The organism is Streptomyces sp. NPDC104202 (genome assembly GCF_055584185.1).
In genome coordinates this window covers 42,703-59,879 of record NZ_JBVJMN010000046.1, presented here as the reverse complement: position 1 = coordinate 59,879, position 17,177 = coordinate 42,703, and the positions used below count along the sequence as shown (strand labels likewise).

The 17,177-nt window shown below is 73.2% G+C and carries 14 protein-coding genes and 1 pseudogene; 4 read left to right on the top strand and 11 right to left on the bottom strand.

The genetic code is table 11. The features are described 5' to 3' along the window. Window positions 1-164: 164 nt before the first annotated feature. Genes ACZ60W_RS26315 through ACZ60W_RS26300 form a run of 4 tightly spaced genes read right to left on the bottom strand, consistent with a single transcriptional unit; the run spans window position 165 to window position 3,913 of the window. The gene (locus ACZ60W_RS26315) at window positions 165-1,322 is read right to left on the bottom strand and encodes an acetyl-CoA C-acetyltransferase (protein WP_469757839.1); all 1,158 of its coding nucleotides are present in this window, start codon (window positions 1,320-1,322) and stop codon (window positions 165-167) included. Window positions 1,323-1,340: 18 nt separating this feature from the next. Further along, window positions 1,341-1,973: a TetR/AcrR family transcriptional regulator gene (locus tag ACZ60W_RS26310; RefSeq protein WP_469757838.1), complete on the bottom strand. Its 633-nt coding sequence runs from the start codon at window positions 1,971-1,973 to the stop codon at window positions 1,341-1,343. A 15-nt stretch (window positions 1,974-1,988) separates the two neighbouring features. Then, a complete protein-coding gene (locus ACZ60W_RS26305; RefSeq protein ID WP_469757837.1) occupies window positions 1,989-2,780 on the bottom strand; it encodes an SDR family oxidoreductase in 792 nt (263 codons plus the stop codon). Beyond that, the gene (locus ACZ60W_RS26300) at window positions 2,777-3,913 is read right to left on the bottom strand and encodes an acyl-CoA dehydrogenase family protein (RefSeq protein WP_469757836.1); all 1,137 of its coding nucleotides are present in this window, start codon (window positions 3,911-3,913) and stop codon (window positions 2,777-2,779) included. Before ACZ60W_RS26300 ends, ACZ60W_RS26305 begins: the two co-directional genes overlap by 4 nt. A 57-nt stretch (window positions 3,914-3,970) precedes the next feature. Here ACZ60W_RS26300 and ACZ60W_RS26295 point away from each other — a divergent pair, with 57 nt between their 5' ends. Both ACZ60W_RS26295 and ACZ60W_RS26290 read left to right on the top strand, forming a co-directional pair. Beyond that, window positions 3,971-5,116 (top strand): acyl-CoA dehydrogenase family protein, encoded by a 1,146-nt coding sequence (locus ACZ60W_RS26295; protein ID WP_469757835.1) that lies wholly within the window; start codon window positions 3,971-3,973, stop codon window positions 5,114-5,116. Continuing rightward, complete coding sequence (locus ACZ60W_RS26290) at window positions 5,116-6,126, top strand: acyl-CoA dehydrogenase family protein (RefSeq protein WP_469757834.1); 1,011 nt, start codon at window positions 5,116-5,118, stop codon at window positions 6,124-6,126. The genes ACZ60W_RS26295 and ACZ60W_RS26290 overlap by 1 nt, the downstream gene beginning before the upstream one ends. A gap of 136 nt (window positions 6,127-6,262) precedes the next feature. Here ACZ60W_RS26290 and ACZ60W_RS26285 read toward each other — a convergent pair whose 3' ends face one another. The 4 genes and pseudogenes from ACZ60W_RS26285 to ACZ60W_RS26270 all read right to left on the bottom strand — a co-directional run. Continuing rightward, window positions 6,263-6,772 carry a pyridoxamine 5'-phosphate oxidase family protein gene (locus ACZ60W_RS26285; protein WP_469757833.1) on the bottom strand — a complete coding sequence of 170 codons (510 nt, stop codon included), beginning with the start codon at window positions 6,770-6,772 and terminating at the stop codon, window positions 6,263-6,265. Window positions 6,773-6,957: 185 nt separating this feature from the next. Further along, on the bottom strand, window positions 6,958-7,338 hold the full coding sequence (locus ACZ60W_RS26280; protein WP_469757832.1) for a VOC family protein: 381 nt from the start codon (window positions 7,336-7,338) through the stop codon (window positions 6,958-6,960). 131 nt (window positions 7,339-7,469) lie between these two features. After that, window positions 7,470-8,189 carry a vWA domain-containing protein gene (locus tag ACZ60W_RS26275; RefSeq protein ID WP_469757831.1) on the bottom strand — a complete coding sequence of 240 codons (720 nt, stop codon included), beginning with the start codon at window positions 8,187-8,189 and terminating at the stop codon, window positions 7,470-7,472. Then, window positions 8,180-8,500, bottom strand: a pseudogene (locus ACZ60W_RS26270) (PadR family transcriptional regulator); the annotation flags it as partial. The gene ACZ60W_RS26275 and the pseudogene ACZ60W_RS26270, both read right to left, overlap by 10 nt. 424 nt (window positions 8,501-8,924) lie before the next feature. On the opposite strand from ACZ60W_RS26270, the gene ACZ60W_RS26265 reads away from it, so the two are divergent. Then, window positions 8,925-9,251, top strand: coding sequence for a hypothetical protein (locus tag ACZ60W_RS26265; protein ID WP_469757830.1), 327 nt, complete (start codon window positions 8,925-8,927; stop codon window positions 9,249-9,251). Then, complete coding sequence (locus ACZ60W_RS26260) at window positions 9,248-9,703, top strand: hypothetical protein (RefSeq protein WP_469757829.1); 456 nt, start codon at window positions 9,248-9,250, stop codon at window positions 9,701-9,703. Before ACZ60W_RS26265 ends, ACZ60W_RS26260 begins: the two co-directional genes overlap by 4 nt. A 116-nt stretch (window positions 9,704-9,819) precedes the next feature. On the opposite strand, the gene ACZ60W_RS26255 is transcribed toward ACZ60W_RS26260, so the two are convergent. From ACZ60W_RS26255 to ACZ60W_RS26245, 3 genes are all read right to left on the bottom strand, one after another. Beyond that, window positions 9,820-11,280: a glutamate synthase subunit beta gene (locus tag ACZ60W_RS26255; protein ID WP_469757828.1), complete on the bottom strand. Its 1,461-nt coding sequence runs from the start codon at window positions 11,278-11,280 to the stop codon at window positions 9,820-9,822. Next, complete coding sequence (gltB, locus tag ACZ60W_RS26250) at window positions 11,273-15,835, bottom strand: glutamate synthase large subunit (protein ID WP_469757827.1); 4,563 nt, start codon at window positions 15,833-15,835, stop codon at window positions 11,273-11,275. Before gltB ends, ACZ60W_RS26255 begins: the two co-directional genes overlap by 8 nt. Before the next feature lie 600 nt (window positions 15,836-16,435). Then, complete coding sequence (locus ACZ60W_RS26245) at window positions 16,436-17,164, bottom strand: VIT1/CCC1 transporter family protein (RefSeq protein WP_469757826.1); 729 nt, start codon at window positions 17,162-17,164, stop codon at window positions 16,436-16,438. Window positions 17,165-17,177 lie beyond the last annotated feature (13 nt).

The window sequence follows — 17,177 nt, the reverse complement described above, 5'->3', positions numbered from 1 at the left end:
AAACGCGTCCCGGAGGTCTCTACCGGAACAATAGTGCGCCTCAGGACCTTCCCGCCCCGCCCGCCGATGCCCGGACGGATCAGACCAGCCCAGACGGCGCCGACGTGTGCCACCTCACACGGCGGCTCCCGCTCCCGGCCCGCCCGAGGCCGTCCCGGGGACGTTCAGAGCCGTTCGACGATCGTCACGTTCGCCTGGCCGCCGCCCTCGCACATGGTCTGGAGGCCGTAGCGGCCTCCGGTGCGCTCCAGTTCGTGGAGGAGGGTGGTCATGAGCTTCGCGCCGGTGGCGCCGAGGGGGTGGCCGAGGGCGATCGCGCCGCCGTTGACGTTGACGCGGGAGGGGTCGGCGCCGGTCTCCTTGAGCCAGGCGAGGACGACGGGGGCGAAGGCCTCGTTGATCTCGACGAGGTCGATGTCGTCGATGGTCAGGCCGGTCTTCTTCAGGGCGTGGGCGGTCGCGGGTATCGGCGCGGAGAGCATCCGGATCGGGTCCTCGCCGCGGGCGGAGAGGTGGTGGACGCGGGCCCGGGGGGTGAGCCCGTGCTCGCGGACGGCCCGCTCGCTCGCGAGGAGGAGGGCGGCGGCGCCGTCGGAGACCTGGGAGGAGCAGGCCGCGGTGATGGTGCCGCCCTCGACGACCGGCCGGAGCCCGGCCATCTTCTCCGCGCTGGTGTCGCGGCGCGGCCCCTCGTCGACGGCGACGTGGCCGAAGGCCGTGGTCTCGCGGGTGAAGCGGCCCTCGTCGATCGCGCGGAGCGCGCGCCGGTGCGAGCGGAGGGCGAACTCCTCCTGGTCGCTCCGGGTGATCCGCCACTTCTCGGCGATCAGCTCGGCGCCGTGGAACTGGTTGACCGGCGCGTCGCCGTACCGGGCCCGCCAGCCCTCGCTGCCGTGGAAGGGGCCGCCGGTGAGCCCGAGGGGTTCGGCGGCCTGCCGGGAGGCGAAGGCGATGGGGATCATGGACATGTTCTGCACGCCGCCGGCGACGACCAGGTCCTGGGTGCCGGACATGACCGCCTGGGCGGCGAAGTGGACGGCCTGCTGGGAGGAGCCGCACTGGCGGTCGACGGTGACGCCGGGGACCTCCTCGGGCAGGCCGGCGGCCAGCCAGGCCGTGCGCGCGATGTCGCCGGCCTGCGGTCCGACGGTGTCGAGACAGCCGAGGACGACGTCGTCGACGGCGGCCGGGTCGATGGCGGCGCGGGCGACGAGGGCCGCCAGGACGTGGGCGCCGAGGTCCGCCGGGTGGACGGCCGCGAGGCCGCCCCCTCGGCGGCCCACGGGCGTGCGGACCGCTTCGACGATGTAGGCCTCGGGCATGGCGACTCCTCCGGTCGGTCAGGTGGGACGTACGGCGATCCCGTCCAGGACCATCGACAGGTACTGGCGGGCGATCTCCTCGGGGCGGTGCAGTCCGCCGGGCCGGTACCAGGACGCGGCGACCCAGACGGTGTCGCGGACGAAGCGGTAGGTGAGGCGGACGTCGAGGTCGGCGCGGAAGACGCCGGCGGCGACCCCGCGCTCCAGGGTGCCCAGCCAGGCCCTCTCGAACTTGCGCTGCGAGTCGGCGAGGTAGTGGAAGCGGGGCTGGTCGGCGAGGTGCCGGGACTCCTTCTGGTAGATGGCGACGGCGGCGCGGTGCCGGTCGATCTCGCGGAAGGACTCGGTGACGAGGGCCTCGATGGTCTCGCGGGGGCCGAGGCCGGCGTCGAGGACGGCGTCGTACCCCTCCCACAGCTCGTTCAGGAAGGTGGAGAGGATCTCGTCGAGCATCGACTCCTTGGAGTCGAAGTGGTAGTAGAGGCTGCCGGCGAGCATGCCGGCGGCGTCCGCGATCTTGCGGACGGTGGTGGCGTTGTACCCCTGGGCGGCGAACACCTCGGCCGCCGTGTCGAGGAGTTCACGGCGCCGCTCGGGCGCGGCGCTCACCTGGGTCTTCTTCGGGCTGGCGGTCTGGGGATTCTTCGGCACGCGTCCATTCTGGTGCTACGGGTGCCGGCTGCTGACCGACACCGTCTCGCCGGTCATGTAGGAGGAGTAGTCGCCGGCGAGGAAGACGATGACGTTGGCGATCTCCCAGGGTTCGGCGTACCGGCCGAAGGCCTCGCGGGCGGTGAGTTCGTCGAGGAGTTCGGTGGTGGTGACCTTGGCGAGGTGGGGGTGCATGGCGAGGGACGGCGAGACGGCGTTGACGCGGACGCCGTAGGCGGCGGCCTCGACGGCGGCGCAGCGGGTGAGGGCCATGACGCCGGCCTTGGCGGCGGCGTAGTGGGCCTGTCCGGCCTGGGCGCGCCAGCCGACGACGGAGGCGTTGTTGACGACGACGCCGCCGGTGCCGGCGTCCCGGAAGCGGCGCAGGGCGGCCCGGGTGCAGCGGAAGGTGCCGCCCAGGGTGACGTCGAGGACGCGGTCCCACTGGTCGTCGGTCATGTCGGCGAGGGCGGCGGTGCCGCCGAGGCCGGCGTTGTTGACGACGACGTCGAGGCGGCCGTGGAGCCGCTCGGCGGTGTCGTACAGCTCCTGGACCTGGCCCTCGTCGGTGACGTCGCACGGCTGGGAGGCGACGGCGTCGGCGCCGAACTCGGCGGCGAGGGCGGTCGCGGTCTCCTCGAGGCGGCGGGTGTGGGCGTCGCTGACGAGGACGCGGGCGCCCTCCTCCAGGAAGCGGCGGGCGGTGGCGCCGCCGATGCCGGCCCCGGCGGCGGCGGTGACGACGGCCGTGCGGCCGGCGAGGAGGCCGTGGCCGGGGACGTACGGCGGCGGCGGGGTACGGGTCATGGGCGCGGCTCCTTCGGGAGGCCGAGCACCCGCTCGGCGATGATGTTCCGCTGGATCTCGCTGGACCCGGCGTAGACGGTGTCGGCGCGGGAGAAGAGGAACAGCCGCTGCCAGTCGTCGAGTTCGTAGGGTGCTCCGGCGGCGAGGGTGCCGGCGGGGCCGCACACGTCCAGGGCGAGTTCGCCGAGGTCGCGGTGCCAGTGGGACCAGTAGAGCTTGGCGGCGGAGGGGTCGGTGCCGCGCAGGGCGCCCGCGCGCATGGCTTCGAGGCCGGTCCAGGCGCGGGTGAGCCGGTCGCGGATGTCGGGGTCGGCGGCGGCGCCGTTGCCGCGGGCGAGGGCGACGAGGGCCTGGAGTTCGCGGCGGAAGCCGACCTGCTGTCCGAGGGTGGAGACGCCCCGCTCGTAGCCGAGGGTGGCCATGGCGATCCGCCAGCCGTCGCCGGGCGCGCCGACGACGTGGGTGGCGTCCGTCGTGGCGCCGTCGAAGAAGACCTCGTTGAACTCGCTGGTGCCGGTGAGCTGGACGATGGGCCGGACGTCGACGCCGGGGCCGTCGAGCGGGACGAGGAGGTAGGAGAGCCCGGCGTGGCGCCGGGAGCCCGGCTCGGTCCGGGCGAGGACGAAGCACCACTGGGACTCGTGGGCGAGGGAGGTCCAGATCTTCTGGCCGTCCACGACCCAGCGGTCGCCCCGGAGGGCGGCGCGGGTGCGCACGGCGGCGAGGTCGGAGCCGGCGCCGGGTTCGCTGTAGCCCTGGCACCAGAGCTCCTCCACGGCGCGGATCGGGGGGAGGAAGCGGGCCTTCTGCTCCTCGGTGCCGTGGTCGATGAGGGTGGGGCCGAGGAGCTGTTCGCCGATGTGGTTGACGCGGGCGGGGGCGTCGGCGAGGGCGTACTCCTCGTGGAAGGCGATCTGCTCCTCGATGCTCGCGCCGCGGCCGCCGTACTCCTTCGGCCAGCCGACGCAGGTCCAGCCGTGGGCGGCCATGTGCCTTTCCCAGGCGAGGCGTTCGGCGAAGGCCTCGTGTTCGCGGCCGGGTCCGCCGCGGCCCTTGAGGTCGGCGAAGGAGCCGCTGAGGTGGGTCCTCAGCCAGCCCCGTGCCGCGGCCCGGAACTCCTCGACGCTGCTCATGGCCGTACGTTAACCTACCAAACACTTGTTAGGGAACGGGTGAGGGCGGGGTGACCGATGGATCTCTCGTACACACGGACCGAGGAGGCCTTCCGGGCGGAGGCGCGCGCCTGGCTGCGCGCCCACGTCCCCCCGGCGCCGCTGCCCTCCCTGGAGACCGAGCGGGGTTTCGCCGCCCACCGGGCCTGGGAGGCCGAACTCGCCGCCGACCGCTGGTCGGTGGTCTCCTGGCCCGAGCCGTACGGCGGCCGGGGCGTCGACCTCGCCCGCTGGCTGGTCTTCGAGGAGGAGTACTGGGCGGCCGGCGCCCCCGGCCGGGTCTCGCAGAACGGCATCCAGCTCCTCGCCCCCACCCTCTTCGACCACGGCACCGAGGAGCAGCGGGCCCGCGTCCTGCCGTCGATGGCGACCGGCGCGACGATCTGGGCCCAGGCGTGGTCCGAGCCCGAGGCCGGCTCCGACCTGGCCTCCCTCACCTCCCGGGCCGTCCGGACGGACGGCGGCTGGCTGCTCTCCGGGCAGAAGACCTGGTCCTCCCGGGCCGCCTTCGCCGACCGCGCCTTCGGCATCTTCCGCAGCGACCCGGCCGCCGACCGGCCCCACCGCGGCCTCACCTACCTCATGTTCGACCTGCGCGCGCCCGGCGTGACCGTCCGGCCGATCGCCCGCCTCGACGGCAAGCCCGCCTTCGCCGAGCTCTTCCTCGACGAGGTCTTCGTCCCCGACGAGGACGTGATCGGCGAGCCGGGCCAGGGCTGGCGGATCGCCATGTCCACCACCGGCAACGAACGCGGCCTGATGCTCCGCTCCCCCGGCCGGTTCCTCGCCGCCGCCGACCGGCTCGTACGGCTCTGGCGGAGGGAGGGCGACCCCGGGGACACCGCGCTGCGCGACCGGGTGGCGGACGCGGTCATCGGGGCCCGCGCCTACCGCCTCTTCACGGCCGGCGCCGCGGCCCGCCTCGCCGCCGGCACGCCCTCGGGGGCCGAGTCCAGCCTCAACAAGGTCTTCTGGTCGGAGTACGACCTCGCCCTGCACGAGACCGCGCTCGACCTCCTCGGCGCCGACGGCGAGCTGGCGGACACCGACTGGGCCGAGGGACACGTCTTCTCCCTCGCCGGCCCCCTCTACGCGGGCACCAACGAGATCCAGCGCGACATCATCGCCGAGCGGCTGCTCGGCCTCCCGAAGGGCCGCCGCTGATGAGCTTCCTGCCCACCGCCGAACAGCGCGCCTTCGCCGGTTCCCTGGACGCCATGCTCACCGCCGCGGACACCCCGGCGGCCGCCCGCGCCTGGGCCGCCGGCGACCCCGCGCCGGGCCGGGCCGTGTGGGGGCGGCTCGCCGAGGCGGGCGTCTTCGCGCTCGCCGCCCCCGAGGGGTACGACGGACTCGGCCCCCTGCCCGTGGAACTCGCCCACGCCTTCGTCGCGCTGGGCCGCCACGCGGTGCCCGGCCCCGCGGTCGAGACCGTCGCGGCCGCCGCCCTGCTGACCGAGCTCGCCCGCCTCGGCGACGAGGACCCCGCGAAGCGCCTGCTCCCCGCCCTCGCCTCCGGCGCCACCGCGGCCACCCTGGCGCTCGCCGAGTCCCCCGATCCCGCCGGCCGGCCCCCCGTACCGCGGGCGCTCGACGCCGACCGGGCCGACGCCGTCCTCGTCGTCCGCGGCGACCGGCTGTGGCGGACGCCCGGGCACGGGCCCGTCCGCGTCTCCGCCGACCCCGCCCGCCGCCTCGCCCGCCCCGCCCCCGGCGGCGAACTCCTCGCCGCCGGACCCACCGTGGCCGCGGCGGCCGCGCACGCCCGCCGGTGGGCCATGCTCGCGACCGCCGCCCAGTCCCTCGGCGTCGGCCTCGCCCTCCTCGACGCCACCGTCGCCCACGCCCGCCGCCGCAGCCAGTTCGGCACCCCCGTCGGCGCCTTCCAGGCGGTCAAGCACCGGCTCGCCGACACGCTGCTGGGCCTGGAGTTCGCCCGCCCACTCCTCTTCGGCGCCGCCCTCACGCTCACCGACGCCGACGTCGCCGCCGCCAAGGTCGCCACCGGCGAGGCCGCCTACGCCGCCGCCCGCACCGCCCTCCAGATCCACGGCGCCGTCGGCTACACCGACGAACTCCCCCTCGCCCTCTGGCTCCGCAAGGCCCGCCCCCTCCGCGACGCCTGGGGCACCCCCGACCACTGCCGGGCCCTCGTCCTGGCCGCGGAGGACTGAACCCCGGGCCGCGGCGCCGGCCGCGAAGGGCCCGGGACCACGGCCTGGGCCAGGGGTCCGCCGCCAGGGCCTGGGCCGAGGGGGCGCGGCCACGGCCTGGGCCAGGGGCCGTGCCCAGGCCCGGGGGCAGGGGCCCTCAGGGGTCCTGCCGCGGCGGGCTGTCGTCGTTGCCGCGGCGCAGCGTCCGCGCCGGCCGGCCGGGGGACCACGTCCGGAAGACGATCTCGTCGCCCTCCACCCAGGTCCGCACGACCTCGGCCGGCTCCGCCCGGAAGAGGTGGAACGGCTGCGGCGCGCCCGCCTCCTCGGCGTACCGTGCGACCGTCTCCGGGTCGGTCACCTCGACCGCCCGGCCGGAGACCCGGACGTCGCCGCCTCCCATGCCGGTGCCCGCCCCGGGGTTGGCCATCAGCGCGAACCGGGCGTCCCGCCGCAGGTCCAGCGCCTTCCGCGAGTTCGGCATCATGCCGAACCACAGCTCGCCGAAGCGGAAGTCCGCCTCGATGCCGCTGAGCCGCGGCGAGCCGTCCTTCCGCACGGTGGCCAGGGCGTGGTGCGTGTGCTGTCCGAACCGCTCCCGCACGACGGCGGCGAAGTCGGGCTCGGCGGCCTCGAAGGCCGCCCAGGTGTCTCCGGTGTCTCCCATCCGTCCAGGAAACACCGGATACCCGACAGCTACTGTCCGGATTACTCCGGACGCCCGGCGGGTCCGCGCCGGACGCGGGCGCGCGGGCGGACGCGAAGGCGCGGGTGGCTCGACAGTGCGGCGGCCCGGGCCGGCCGGGCTGCTCGGGCGGCGCGGCGGTCACGACGGAGCGCCGGCGCGGGCGGTCACGCGGTCGCGTCGCGCTCCGCCCTGCTGCGCTCGACGCAGAACTCGTTGCCCTCGGGGTCGCCGAGGGTGGCCCAGCCGGTGCCGTCGGCGTTGCGGCGGTCGTCGAGGAGGGTGGCGCCGAGGGCGAGGAGGCGGTCGACCTCCTCGTCACGGGTGCGGTCCTGGGGCTGGAGGTCGAGGTGGACGCGGTTCTTCACGGCCTTGGCCTCGGGGACCTGGATGAAGAGGAGGGAGGCGCCGGGCGACACGACGGTCGCCTCCGGGTCGCCGGGGAAGTCGTCCTCGGCGAGCTTCGCGTCCAGGACCTCGGCCCAGAAGGTCGCGAGGGCGTAGGCGTCGGCGCAGTCGATGGTCACGTGGCGTACGAGAGAACTCATGCCGCCATGATCCGCCCGGCATGCGTCCGGAGGCCACCGCATTGCGGGCCACCGCCCCTTGTCCGGTGGCCGGTTGTCGGCCCCGACGGGGAGGGCGCGGCGGGAGGGCCGGGCCGCGCCCGGCCGCTCCGTCAGGACCGGACGATGCCCTGGGCCCGGGCCGCGGCGAGCCACGCCGGGAACTCGGCGACGATCCGGTCGTACAGCTCCGCGTCCGGCACCCGGCTCGGGTCCTGGCCGGCGTGGAAGAACCCCGCGTTGTCGACCGGGCGCTTCCCCGGCACGTCCAGCTCGTCGAGCTTCCGCAGGAACTCGAACTGGCGGCTCCCCGGGTCGCCGAAGCCGATGAACTGCCAGAAGAGCGGCAGCCGGGCCGCCTTGCACACGTAGCGCTCCGCCGCCGGCTTGTTGATCGGACCGCCGTCGGTCTGGAAGACGACGAGGGCGGGGGCGGTCGCGCCGCTGTCCAGGTAGTGGTCGATGACGGCGTCCATCGCGAGGTGGTAGCTCGTCTTGCCCATGTGCCCCAGGCCCGCCACGATCCGGTCGATCCGCCCGGCGTGGTCGTCCAGCCGGATGTCCGTCTCCGCGTCGATGTCCGTCGAGAAGAACACCACCGGCACCCGTCCGTCGTCGTCGAAGTGCGCCGCCAGCCCCAGCACCCGGTCCGCCAGCGCCTGCACGCTGCCGTCCGCGTAGTAGGGCTTCATCGACCCCGAGTAGTCCACGACCAGGTAGACGGCGACCCGCTGTCCGCTCATGCCGTGCCGGCGGACCGAGTCGCCCGCCGACTTGTACAGGTTCACGAGTGCGGGCGCGGTCTCCTCGACCTTCCGCAGGCTCATCGCCATGGGCGCTTCCCCTCCCCTTCCTCGATGTCCGCGAGCATGGCGTCGGCCAGATCGCGTTCGGCCGCGTGGTACCGCTCCGCCCAGGTCAGGGGGAGCCGCGGGTAGGCCCGTGCCTCGTCGGCGGCCGCGTCCGCCACGTCGGCCTCGGCGCGCAGGCGCATGGTCTCGGCGTACTCCCGGTGTCCGGTGAGGATCTCCCGCATCCGGTCGGGTTCGACGAGGTGGCCGAGCCAGAGCCGCAGCATCGGTCCGTGCTTCAGGACCGGGGGGTCGAGCGGCGTGGTGCGGGCCCAGGTGCGGACGGCGGCGACAGCAGTCCGAGCACCGCCCAGCTGGTCGCGGGTAGGTCCGGCACGGTCTCGTCGTCCACCACGGGGGAAGTCTACGGGCCTCCCCTCCTCTCTTTGTGCCTGCTGGAAGTATTTCGGTGAGGCACATCGTCCTGACCGTTCCGGGAGGGGCTCCCCGTGACGTTCTCGATGATCTTCGAAGCACAGCTCGTCGACGCACAGCTCGTCGACCCCGCGCCCGCCGCCTCTCCGCCGCCGCCCTCAGCAGCGCGGCGGCCTGGCCGACGACCACCACCGGCTGACCTGCTTCACCCCAACTGCCCTTGTGGGCCGGCGCCGTTCTGGGATCATGGCCGCGGGCGGGAAGCGTGCTCCGGACCGGCCCGGGCGGTCCGCCCGACCGCTCGCTCCCGTTCTTCGCCGCGACGGCAGGAGGCCCGCACCCATGAGCCCGACCGTTCCCTACCGCGTCACGGACCGGCCGCTGACCGCGCCCGTCGCCGCCTTCCTCTGGGAGGTCAGGGCGGCCGGCGGAGTGGTGGCCACCGGCGAGTGCCCCGAGTGCCGGTGTGTGACGGCGCGGCTCTGGGAGGACGTGCAGTACGTGACCAAGGGACCCGGCGGGGCGGGACGACGGGTGTTCGACGACGGGGCCCCGAAGTACGCGCGGTGCGCGTGCGGGTCCCGGCACGCGGACCGGCCGGCCGGGGTGGAGCAGGGGTGCGGGGCGTCGTTCTGGATCGCGCTGCCGCCGGGGGGACTGACGCGGTGAACGAGTTCACGCCCGCGGAGCTGCGGGACGCCGACGAGCGGGTGCTGGCCATGGCGCGGCCGCCGGAGCAGCTGCGGGCGGCCCTCCAGCAGGCGGAGGGGTACCGGAACTTCCTCGCCACGCTCACCGGGCTGCTGACGGTGGTCTTCGTGCTGAAGGGCCAGGAGAACCTGAGCCGGATGACCACCGGTCCGCGCTGGTGGGTCATCGGGCTGCTTGCGGGGGCGTTCCTGCTGCTCCTGCTGGCGTCCTGGCTGATGGTGACGGCCGTGCACGAACGGCCGGGACGGACGCTCCCCTCGGGCGCGGAGCACCTGCTGCGCTACGAGCGTGCCCGGGCCGCGAAGGTCCGGCGGACGACCGGCTGGGCGCGGTGGATGGGACTGGTCGGGGTGGTGGCGGTGTCGGCGGCCTCGCTGGTCACGTGGATCTTCCCCGGGCCGGTGGGCTGAGGGGGCGGGGACGCGCATCGGCGCCCTCCCAGTCGTCCGGTCGGGGACATTCGGGGGGCGCCGCGCTCAGTTCCGTACGTCGTTGTACGGGACGTCTTGGGGGTGATCCGGCGGGATCAGACCACGAGGGAGCGGTCCGTCGGGCGGATCGGGGCCGGCAGGGAGCTGGCTCCGGTCAGGAAGCGGTCGACTCCGCGGGCGGCGGAGCGGCCCTCGGCGATGGCCCAGACGATGAGGGACTGGCCGCGGCCGGCGTCGCCGGCGACGAAGACGCCATCGACGTTGGTGGCGAAGTCCGCGTCACGGGCGATGTTACCCCGCTCGTCGAGGTCCAGACCAAACTGGGCGACCAGGCCGTTCTCCACGTCGGTGCCGGTGAAGCCCATGGCGAGGGTGACCAGCTGGGCGGGGATCTTCCGCTCCGTGCCCGGCTTCTGGGTCAGCCTGCCGTCGACGAACTCGACCTCGATGAGGTGGAGGAACTGGACGTTGCCGTCCTCGTCGCCCTCGAAGTGGGTGGTGGAGACGGAGTAGACCCGCTCGCCGCCCTCCTCGTGCGCCGAGGTGACCTTGTAGAGCATGGGGAAGGTCGGCCAGGGCTGGCCCGGGTTCCGCTCCTCGCCCGGCTTGGGCATGATCTCCAGCTGCGTGACCGAGGCCGCGCCCTGGCGGTGGGCCGTGCCGACGCAGTCGGCGCCGGTGTCGCCGCCGCCGATGACCACGACGTGCTTGCCCTCGGCGGTGATCGGCGGGGCCACGAAGTCGCCCTCGACGACCTTGTTGGCGAGCGGCAGGTACTCCATCGCCTGGTGGATGCCGGCCAGCTCGCGGCCCGGGACGGGCAGGTCGCGGGCGGTGGTGGCGCCGGCGGCGATGACGACCGCGTCGTACCGGTTGCGGAGCGCCGTCGCGGGCATGTCGCGGCCGATCTCGACACCGGTGCGGAACTTGGTGCCCTCCGCGCGCATCTGCTCGATGCGGCGGTTGATGTGCCGCTTCTCCATCTTGAACTCGGGGATGCCGTAGCGCAGGAGGCCGCCGATGCGGTCCGCGCGCTCGTAGACGGCGACGGTGTGACCGGCCCGGGTCAGCTGCTGGGCGGCGGCCAGACCGGCCGGACCGGAGCCGATGACGGCGACGGTCTTGCCGGAGAGGCGGTCGGGCGCCTGCGGCGTGACGTCGTTGGCGTCCCACGCCTTGTCGATGATGGAGACTTCGACGTTCTTGATGGTGACGGCCGGCTGGTTGATGCCGAGCACGCACGCGGACTCGCACGGAGCCGGGCACAGGCGGCCGGTGAACTCCGGGAAGTTGTTCGTGGCGTGCAGCCGCTCCGACGCCGCCGCCCAGTCCTCGCGGTAGGCGTAGTCGTTCCACTCGGGGATCAGGTTCCCGAGGGGGCAGCCGTTGTGGCAGAAGGGGATGCCGCAGTCCATGCAGCGTCCGGCCTGCTTGCTGATGATCGGGAGCAGGGAGCCGGGAACGTAGACCTCGTTCCAGTCCCTGACGCGCTCGCCCACCGGCCGGGTCTGGGCGACTTCGCGCCCGGTGGTCAGGAAGCCCTTGGGGTCAGCCATGGGACGCAGCCTCCATCATCTTCTCGGTGGTCTCGGTCTCGGAGAGACCGGCGAGCTCAGCGGCGTCCTTGGCGGCGAGCACGGCCTTGTACGTGGTGGGGATGATCTTGCTGAACCGGGCCGCCGCGGCGTCCCAGTCGGCGAGGAGCTTCTCGGCGACCGTGGAACCGGTCTCCTCGAAGTGACGGCGCACGACGTCGTGCAGCCAGGTCTTGTCGGCGTCCGACGGGGCCTCGATCGCGCCCAGGTTGCCGGAGTTGACGTTGTCCCGGTCGAGGTCGACGACGTAGGCGACGCCACCGGACATGCCGGCCGCGAAGTTGCGGCCCGTCTCGCCGAGGACGACGGCCGTGCCGCCGGTCATGTACTCGCAGCCGTGGTCGCCCACGCCCTCCGAGACGACCAGCGCGCCGGAGTTGCGGACGCAGAAGCGTTCGCCGGTGCGGCCGCGGAGGAAGAGCTCGCCGCCCGTCGCGCCGTAGCCGATGGTGTTGCCCGCGATGGTCGAGTACTCGGCGAGGTGCTCGGCACCCCGGTCCGGGCGGACGACGACGCGGCCGCCGGAGAGGCCCTTGCCGACGTAGTCGTTGGCGTCGCCCTCCAGGCGGAGGGTGACACCGGCCGGCAGGAAGGCGCCGAACGACTGACCCGCGGAGCCGGTGAAGGTGATGTCGATGGTGTCGGCCGGGAGGCCGGCGCCGCCGAACTTCTTCGTGACCTGGTGGCCGAGCATGGTGCCGACCGTGCGGTTGATGTTGCGGATCGCGACCTGGGCGCGGACCGGCTGGGCCTCCTCGGCGGTGGCCGCGTTCAGGGCCTCGGCGGCGAGCTGGATCAGCTCGTTGTCGAGGGCCTTCTCCAGACCGTGGTCCTGCTCGATCCGGGCGTGGCGGACCGCGCCCTCGGGCAGCTCCGGCACGTGGAAGAGCGGCTGCAGGTCGAGACCCTGCGCCTTCCAGTGGGTGACGGCGCGGCTGGTGTCGAGCAGCTCGGCGTGGCCGACGGCCTCTTCGAGGGTGCGGAAGCCCAGCTCGGCGAGGAGCTCGCGGACCTCCTCGGCGATGAACTCGAAGAAGTTGACGACGAACTCGGCCTTGCCGGAGAAGCGGTCGCGCAGGACCGGGTTCTGGGTGGCGATGCCGACGGGGCAGGTGTCCAGGTGGCAGACGCGCATCATGACGCAGCCGGAGACGACGAGCGGCGCGGTCGCGAAACCGAACTCCTCGGCGCCGAGCAGCGCGGCGATGACCACGTCGCGGCCGGTCTTCAGCTGACCGTCGGTCTGGACGACGATGCGGTCGCGCAGGCCGTTGAGCAGCAGGGTCTGCTGGGTCTCGGCGAGGCCGAGCTCCCAGGGGCCGCCCGCGTGCTTGAGCGAGGTGAGCGGCGAGGCGCCCGTTCCGCCGTCGTGGCCGGAGATGAGGACGACGTCCGCGTGGGCCTTGGAGACACCGGCGGCGACCGTGCCGACGCCGACCTCGGAGACCAGCTTCACGTGGATGCGGGCGACCGGGTTGGCGTTCTTGAGGTCGTGGATCAGCTGGGCCAGATCCTCGATGGAGTAGATGTCGTGGTGCGGCGGCGGCGAGATGAGGCCGACGCCGGGCGTCGAGTGACGCGTCTTGGCGACCCACGGGTAGACCTTGTGGCCGGGCAGCTGGCCGCCCTCGCCGGGCTTGGCGCCCTGGGCCATCTTGATCTGGATGTCGTCGGCGTTGACCAGGTACTCGCTGGTGACGCCGAAGCGGCCGGAGGCGACCTGCTTGATCGCGGAGCGGCGCGCCGGGTCGTACAGGCGCTCCGGGTCCTCGCCGCCCTCACCGGTGTTGGACTTGGCGCCCAGCTGGTTCATGGCGACGGCGAGCGTCTCGTGCGCCTCCTTGGAGATGGAGCCGTACGACATGGCGCCGGTGGAGAAGCGCTTGACGATCGCGGAGACCGGCTCGACCTCGTCGAGCGGGATCGCCTCCCGCTCCGTGGAGAAGCCGAAGAGGCCGCGGAGCGTCATGAGGCGCTCGGACTGCTCGTTCACCCGCTCGGTGTACTGCTTGAAGATGTCGTACCGCTTGTTGCGCGTGGCGTGCTGCAGGCGGAAGACGGTCTCCGGGTCGAACAGGTGCGGCTCGCCCTCGCGGCGCCACTGGTACTCGCCGCCGATCTCCAGGGCGCGGTGCGCCGAGGCGACGCCGGAGACGGGGTACGCCTTGGCGTGGCGGGCGGCGACCTCCTTGGCGACGACGTCGAGGCCGGCGCCGCCGATCTTGGTGGCCGTGCCGTTGAAGTAGGTGGCGACGAAGGTCTCGTCGAGGCCGACGGCCTCGAAGACCTGGGCGCCGCGGTAGGAGGCGACGGTGGAGATGCCCATCTTGGACATGACCTTGAGGACGCCCTTGCCGAGCGCGTAGATCAGGTTCCGGATGGCCTGCTCGGGCTCCAGGCCCTCGATGAAGGTGCCGGCGCGGACCAGGTCCTCGACGGACTCCATGGCGAGGTAGGGGTTGACCGCGGCGGCGCCGTAGCCGATGAGCAGGGCGACGTGGTGGACCTCGCGGACGTCGCCGGCCTCGACCAGCAGGCCCACCTTGGTGCGCTGCTTGGTGCGGATGAGGTGGTGGTGGACGGCCGCGGTGAGCAGCAGCGACGGGATCGGCGCGTGCTCGGCGTCGGAGTGCCGGTCGGAGAGCACGATGAGGCGGGCGCCGCCCTCGATGGCGGTGTCGGCCTCGGCGCAGATGGCGTCGATGCGGGCGGCGAGGGACTCGCCGCCGCCGGAGACGCGGTAGAGGCCGGAGAGCGTCGCGGCCTTCATGCCGGGCATGTCGCCGTCGGCGTTGATGTGGATGAGCTTGGCCAGCTCGTCGTTGTCGATCACCGGGAACGGCAGGGTGACGCTGCGACACGACCCGGCGGTGGGGTCGAGCAGGTTGCTGCCGGGGCCGAGGGAGGAGCGCAGCGAGGTGACGAGCTCCTCGCGGATGGCGTCCAGCGGCGGGTTGGTGACCTGCGCGAAGAGCTGGGTGAAGTAGTCGAAGAGCAGCCGCGGGCGGGAGGACAGGGCCGCGATGGGCGAGTCGGTGCCCATGGAGCCGAGGGGCTCGCCGGCGGTGCGGGCCATCGGCGCGAGGATGACGCGGAGCTCTTCCTCGGTGTAGCCGAAGGTCTGCTGGCGGCGGGTGACCGAGGCGTGGGTGTGCACGATGTGCTCGCGCTCGGGGAGGTCGGAGAGCTCGATCTCCCCGGTCTCCAGCCACTCCTCGTAGGGGTTCTCGGCGGCGAGGCCGGCCTTGATCTCGTCGTCCTCGACGATGCGGTGCTCGGCGGTGTCGACGAGGAACATCTTGCCGGGCTGGAGGCGGCCCTTGCGGACGACCTTGGCGGGGTCGATGTCGAGGACGCCGACCTCGGAGGAGAGGACGACGAGGCCCTCGTCGGTGACCCAGTAGCGGCCGGGGCGCAGACCGTTGCGGTCGAGGACCGCGCCGACCTGGACGCCGTCGGTGAAGGTGACGCAGGCCGGGCCGTCCCAGGGCTCCATCAGGGTGGAGTGGTACTGGTAGAAGGCGCGGCGGGACGGGTCCATGGTCTCGTGGTTCTCCCACGCCTCCGGGACCATCATCAGGACCGCGTGCGGCAGCGAGCGGCCGCCGAGGTGGAGCAGCTCCAGGACCTCGTCGAAGGAGGCCGAGTCGGAGGCGTCCGGGGTGCAGATCGGGAAGATCCGGGAGAGGTCCTTGCCCTCGCCGAAGACCTTGGAGTCGAGCTGGGCCTCGCGGGCGGTCATCCAGTTCCGGTTGCCCTTGACGGTGTTGATCTCACCGTTGTGGGCGACGAAGCGGTACGGGTGGGCCAGCGGCCAGCTCGGGAAGGTGTTGGTGGAGAACCGGGAGTGGACGAGGGCCACGGCGGTGGCGCAGCGGCGGTCCGACAGGTCCGGGAAGAAGGGCTCCAGCTGGCCGGTGGTCAGCATGCCCTTGTAGACGAGGGTGCGGGCGGAGAGCGACGGGAAGTACGTCGCGGCCTCGCGCTCGGCGCGCTTGCGCAGCACGAACGCCTTGCGGTCCAGCGCGATGCCCTGGTTCTCGCCGTCGGCCACGAAGAGCTGGCGGAAGACCGGCATGGTGGCGCGGGCGGAGGCGCCGAGCAGCTCGGGGGCGACGGGGACCTCGCGCCAGCCGAGGACGGTGAGGCCCTCTTCGGCGGCGATCGTCTCGATCTTCGCGACGGTCTCGGCCGTGCCGTCCTCGGGGAGGAAGGCGATGCCGACGGCGTACGCGCCGGCCTCGGGGAGCTCGAATCCGGCGACCTCGCGCAGGAAGGCGTCCGGGACCTGGAGCAGGATGCCGGCGCCGTCACCGGAGTCGGGCTCGGAGCCGGTGGCGCCGCGGTGCTCGAGGTTGCGCAGTACGGTCAGCGCCTGCTCGACCAGCGCGTGGCTGGCAACACCGGTGAGGGTGGCCACGAACCCGACACCACAGGCGTCGTGTTCGTTACGGGGGTCGTACATCCCCTGCGGAGCGGGGCGACCGTCCATGGGCGACCAGGCGTCGGAACGCATCGGCTCTCCCGTCGTCGTCGTGGCATATGCAACTGCCGAGGGACGACGTTGGCCCTCCGCGAAATTTCGTGCAGGTTACATGATGGCTGGCTTCTCGCGAAGTGGATAGCTCGTTCCAGCATGCGGACACCGCCGATACGCAGCGGTGGCGTGGGTTCACCTGTGGGGTGCGGTGGCAGAGGCTGCTCCGCGGGGACGGATCCAGGGGTTCCGGACGATCTCCGGAATCCGCCGGTCCGTCGCTGATCGGGCTTCGTTGCCCGTGGCGCTCAGGCCTCATTCCCGTTGGTCACGAGTTCGAAACCGCCGGGTAACCGGCTACATATGTGGCGTCCTGCATAGTGTCTCATCGCCGCGACGAATCCGGTCAGGGATATACGTCACAGCCGATCAGGGCGCTATGCGGGGAAATGTCGCCCCGAAATGACGAGAAGGCCCCTTCTGGGGCCTCTCGGTCTTCTGTGGCGGTACGCAATCCGTTCCGGCGCGGACGCGGATTCCGCACCACCACGGGGCGCGCGACGCCACGGGTCCCGCGGTGCGGGTGGTGCCGTCGGTGCCGCGGACGCGCGCTCCGCTGCCGCCGGTTTCCCGGCGCGGCTAGAGCGCCGCTCCGAGGAGCATGCCGAGCCCGTACGTGACGGCCGCGGCGGCGCCGCCCAGGACGAGCTGGCGCAGGCCGCTGAAGAGCCAGCCTCGGGCGGTCACCCGGGCCACCAGCACACCGCAGGCGAAGAGCCCGACGAGCGCGAGCAGGACGGCCGGCCAGAGCGCGGTCGCGCCGAGCAGGTAGGGCAGGACGGGGAGCAGCGCGCCGAGCGCGAAGGAGCCGAAGGAGGAGACCGCAGCGACCACCGGGGACGGCAGGTCGTCCGGGTCGATGCCCAGCTCCTCGCGGGCGTGGATCTCCAGCGCCTGCTCGGGGTCCTTGGACAGCTGCATCGCGACCTCGCGGGCGAGGGTGGGCTCGACGCCGCGGGAGACGTAGAGCGCGGCGAGCTCCTCCATCTCGTCGATGGGGTGCTTGCGCAACTGGCGTCGCTCGACGTCCAGTTCCGCCTGGACGAGCTCGCGCTGCGAGGCGACGGAGGTGTACTCGCCGGCGGCCATCGAGAAGGCGCCGGCCGCGAGGCCCGCGAGACCGGTGACGACGACGGTCTGGGTGGAGACCGCACCGCCCGCGACACCGGTCATCAGGGCGAGGTTGGAGACGAGGCCGTCCATCGCGCCGAAGACCGCCGGACGCAGCCAACCTCCGTTGACGTCGCGGTGCGTGTGGTTGTCGCGGTGGGCCTCGTGCAGTGGCGCCTGAGCTTCGATGATGGACATGGCTCTCCCCTCG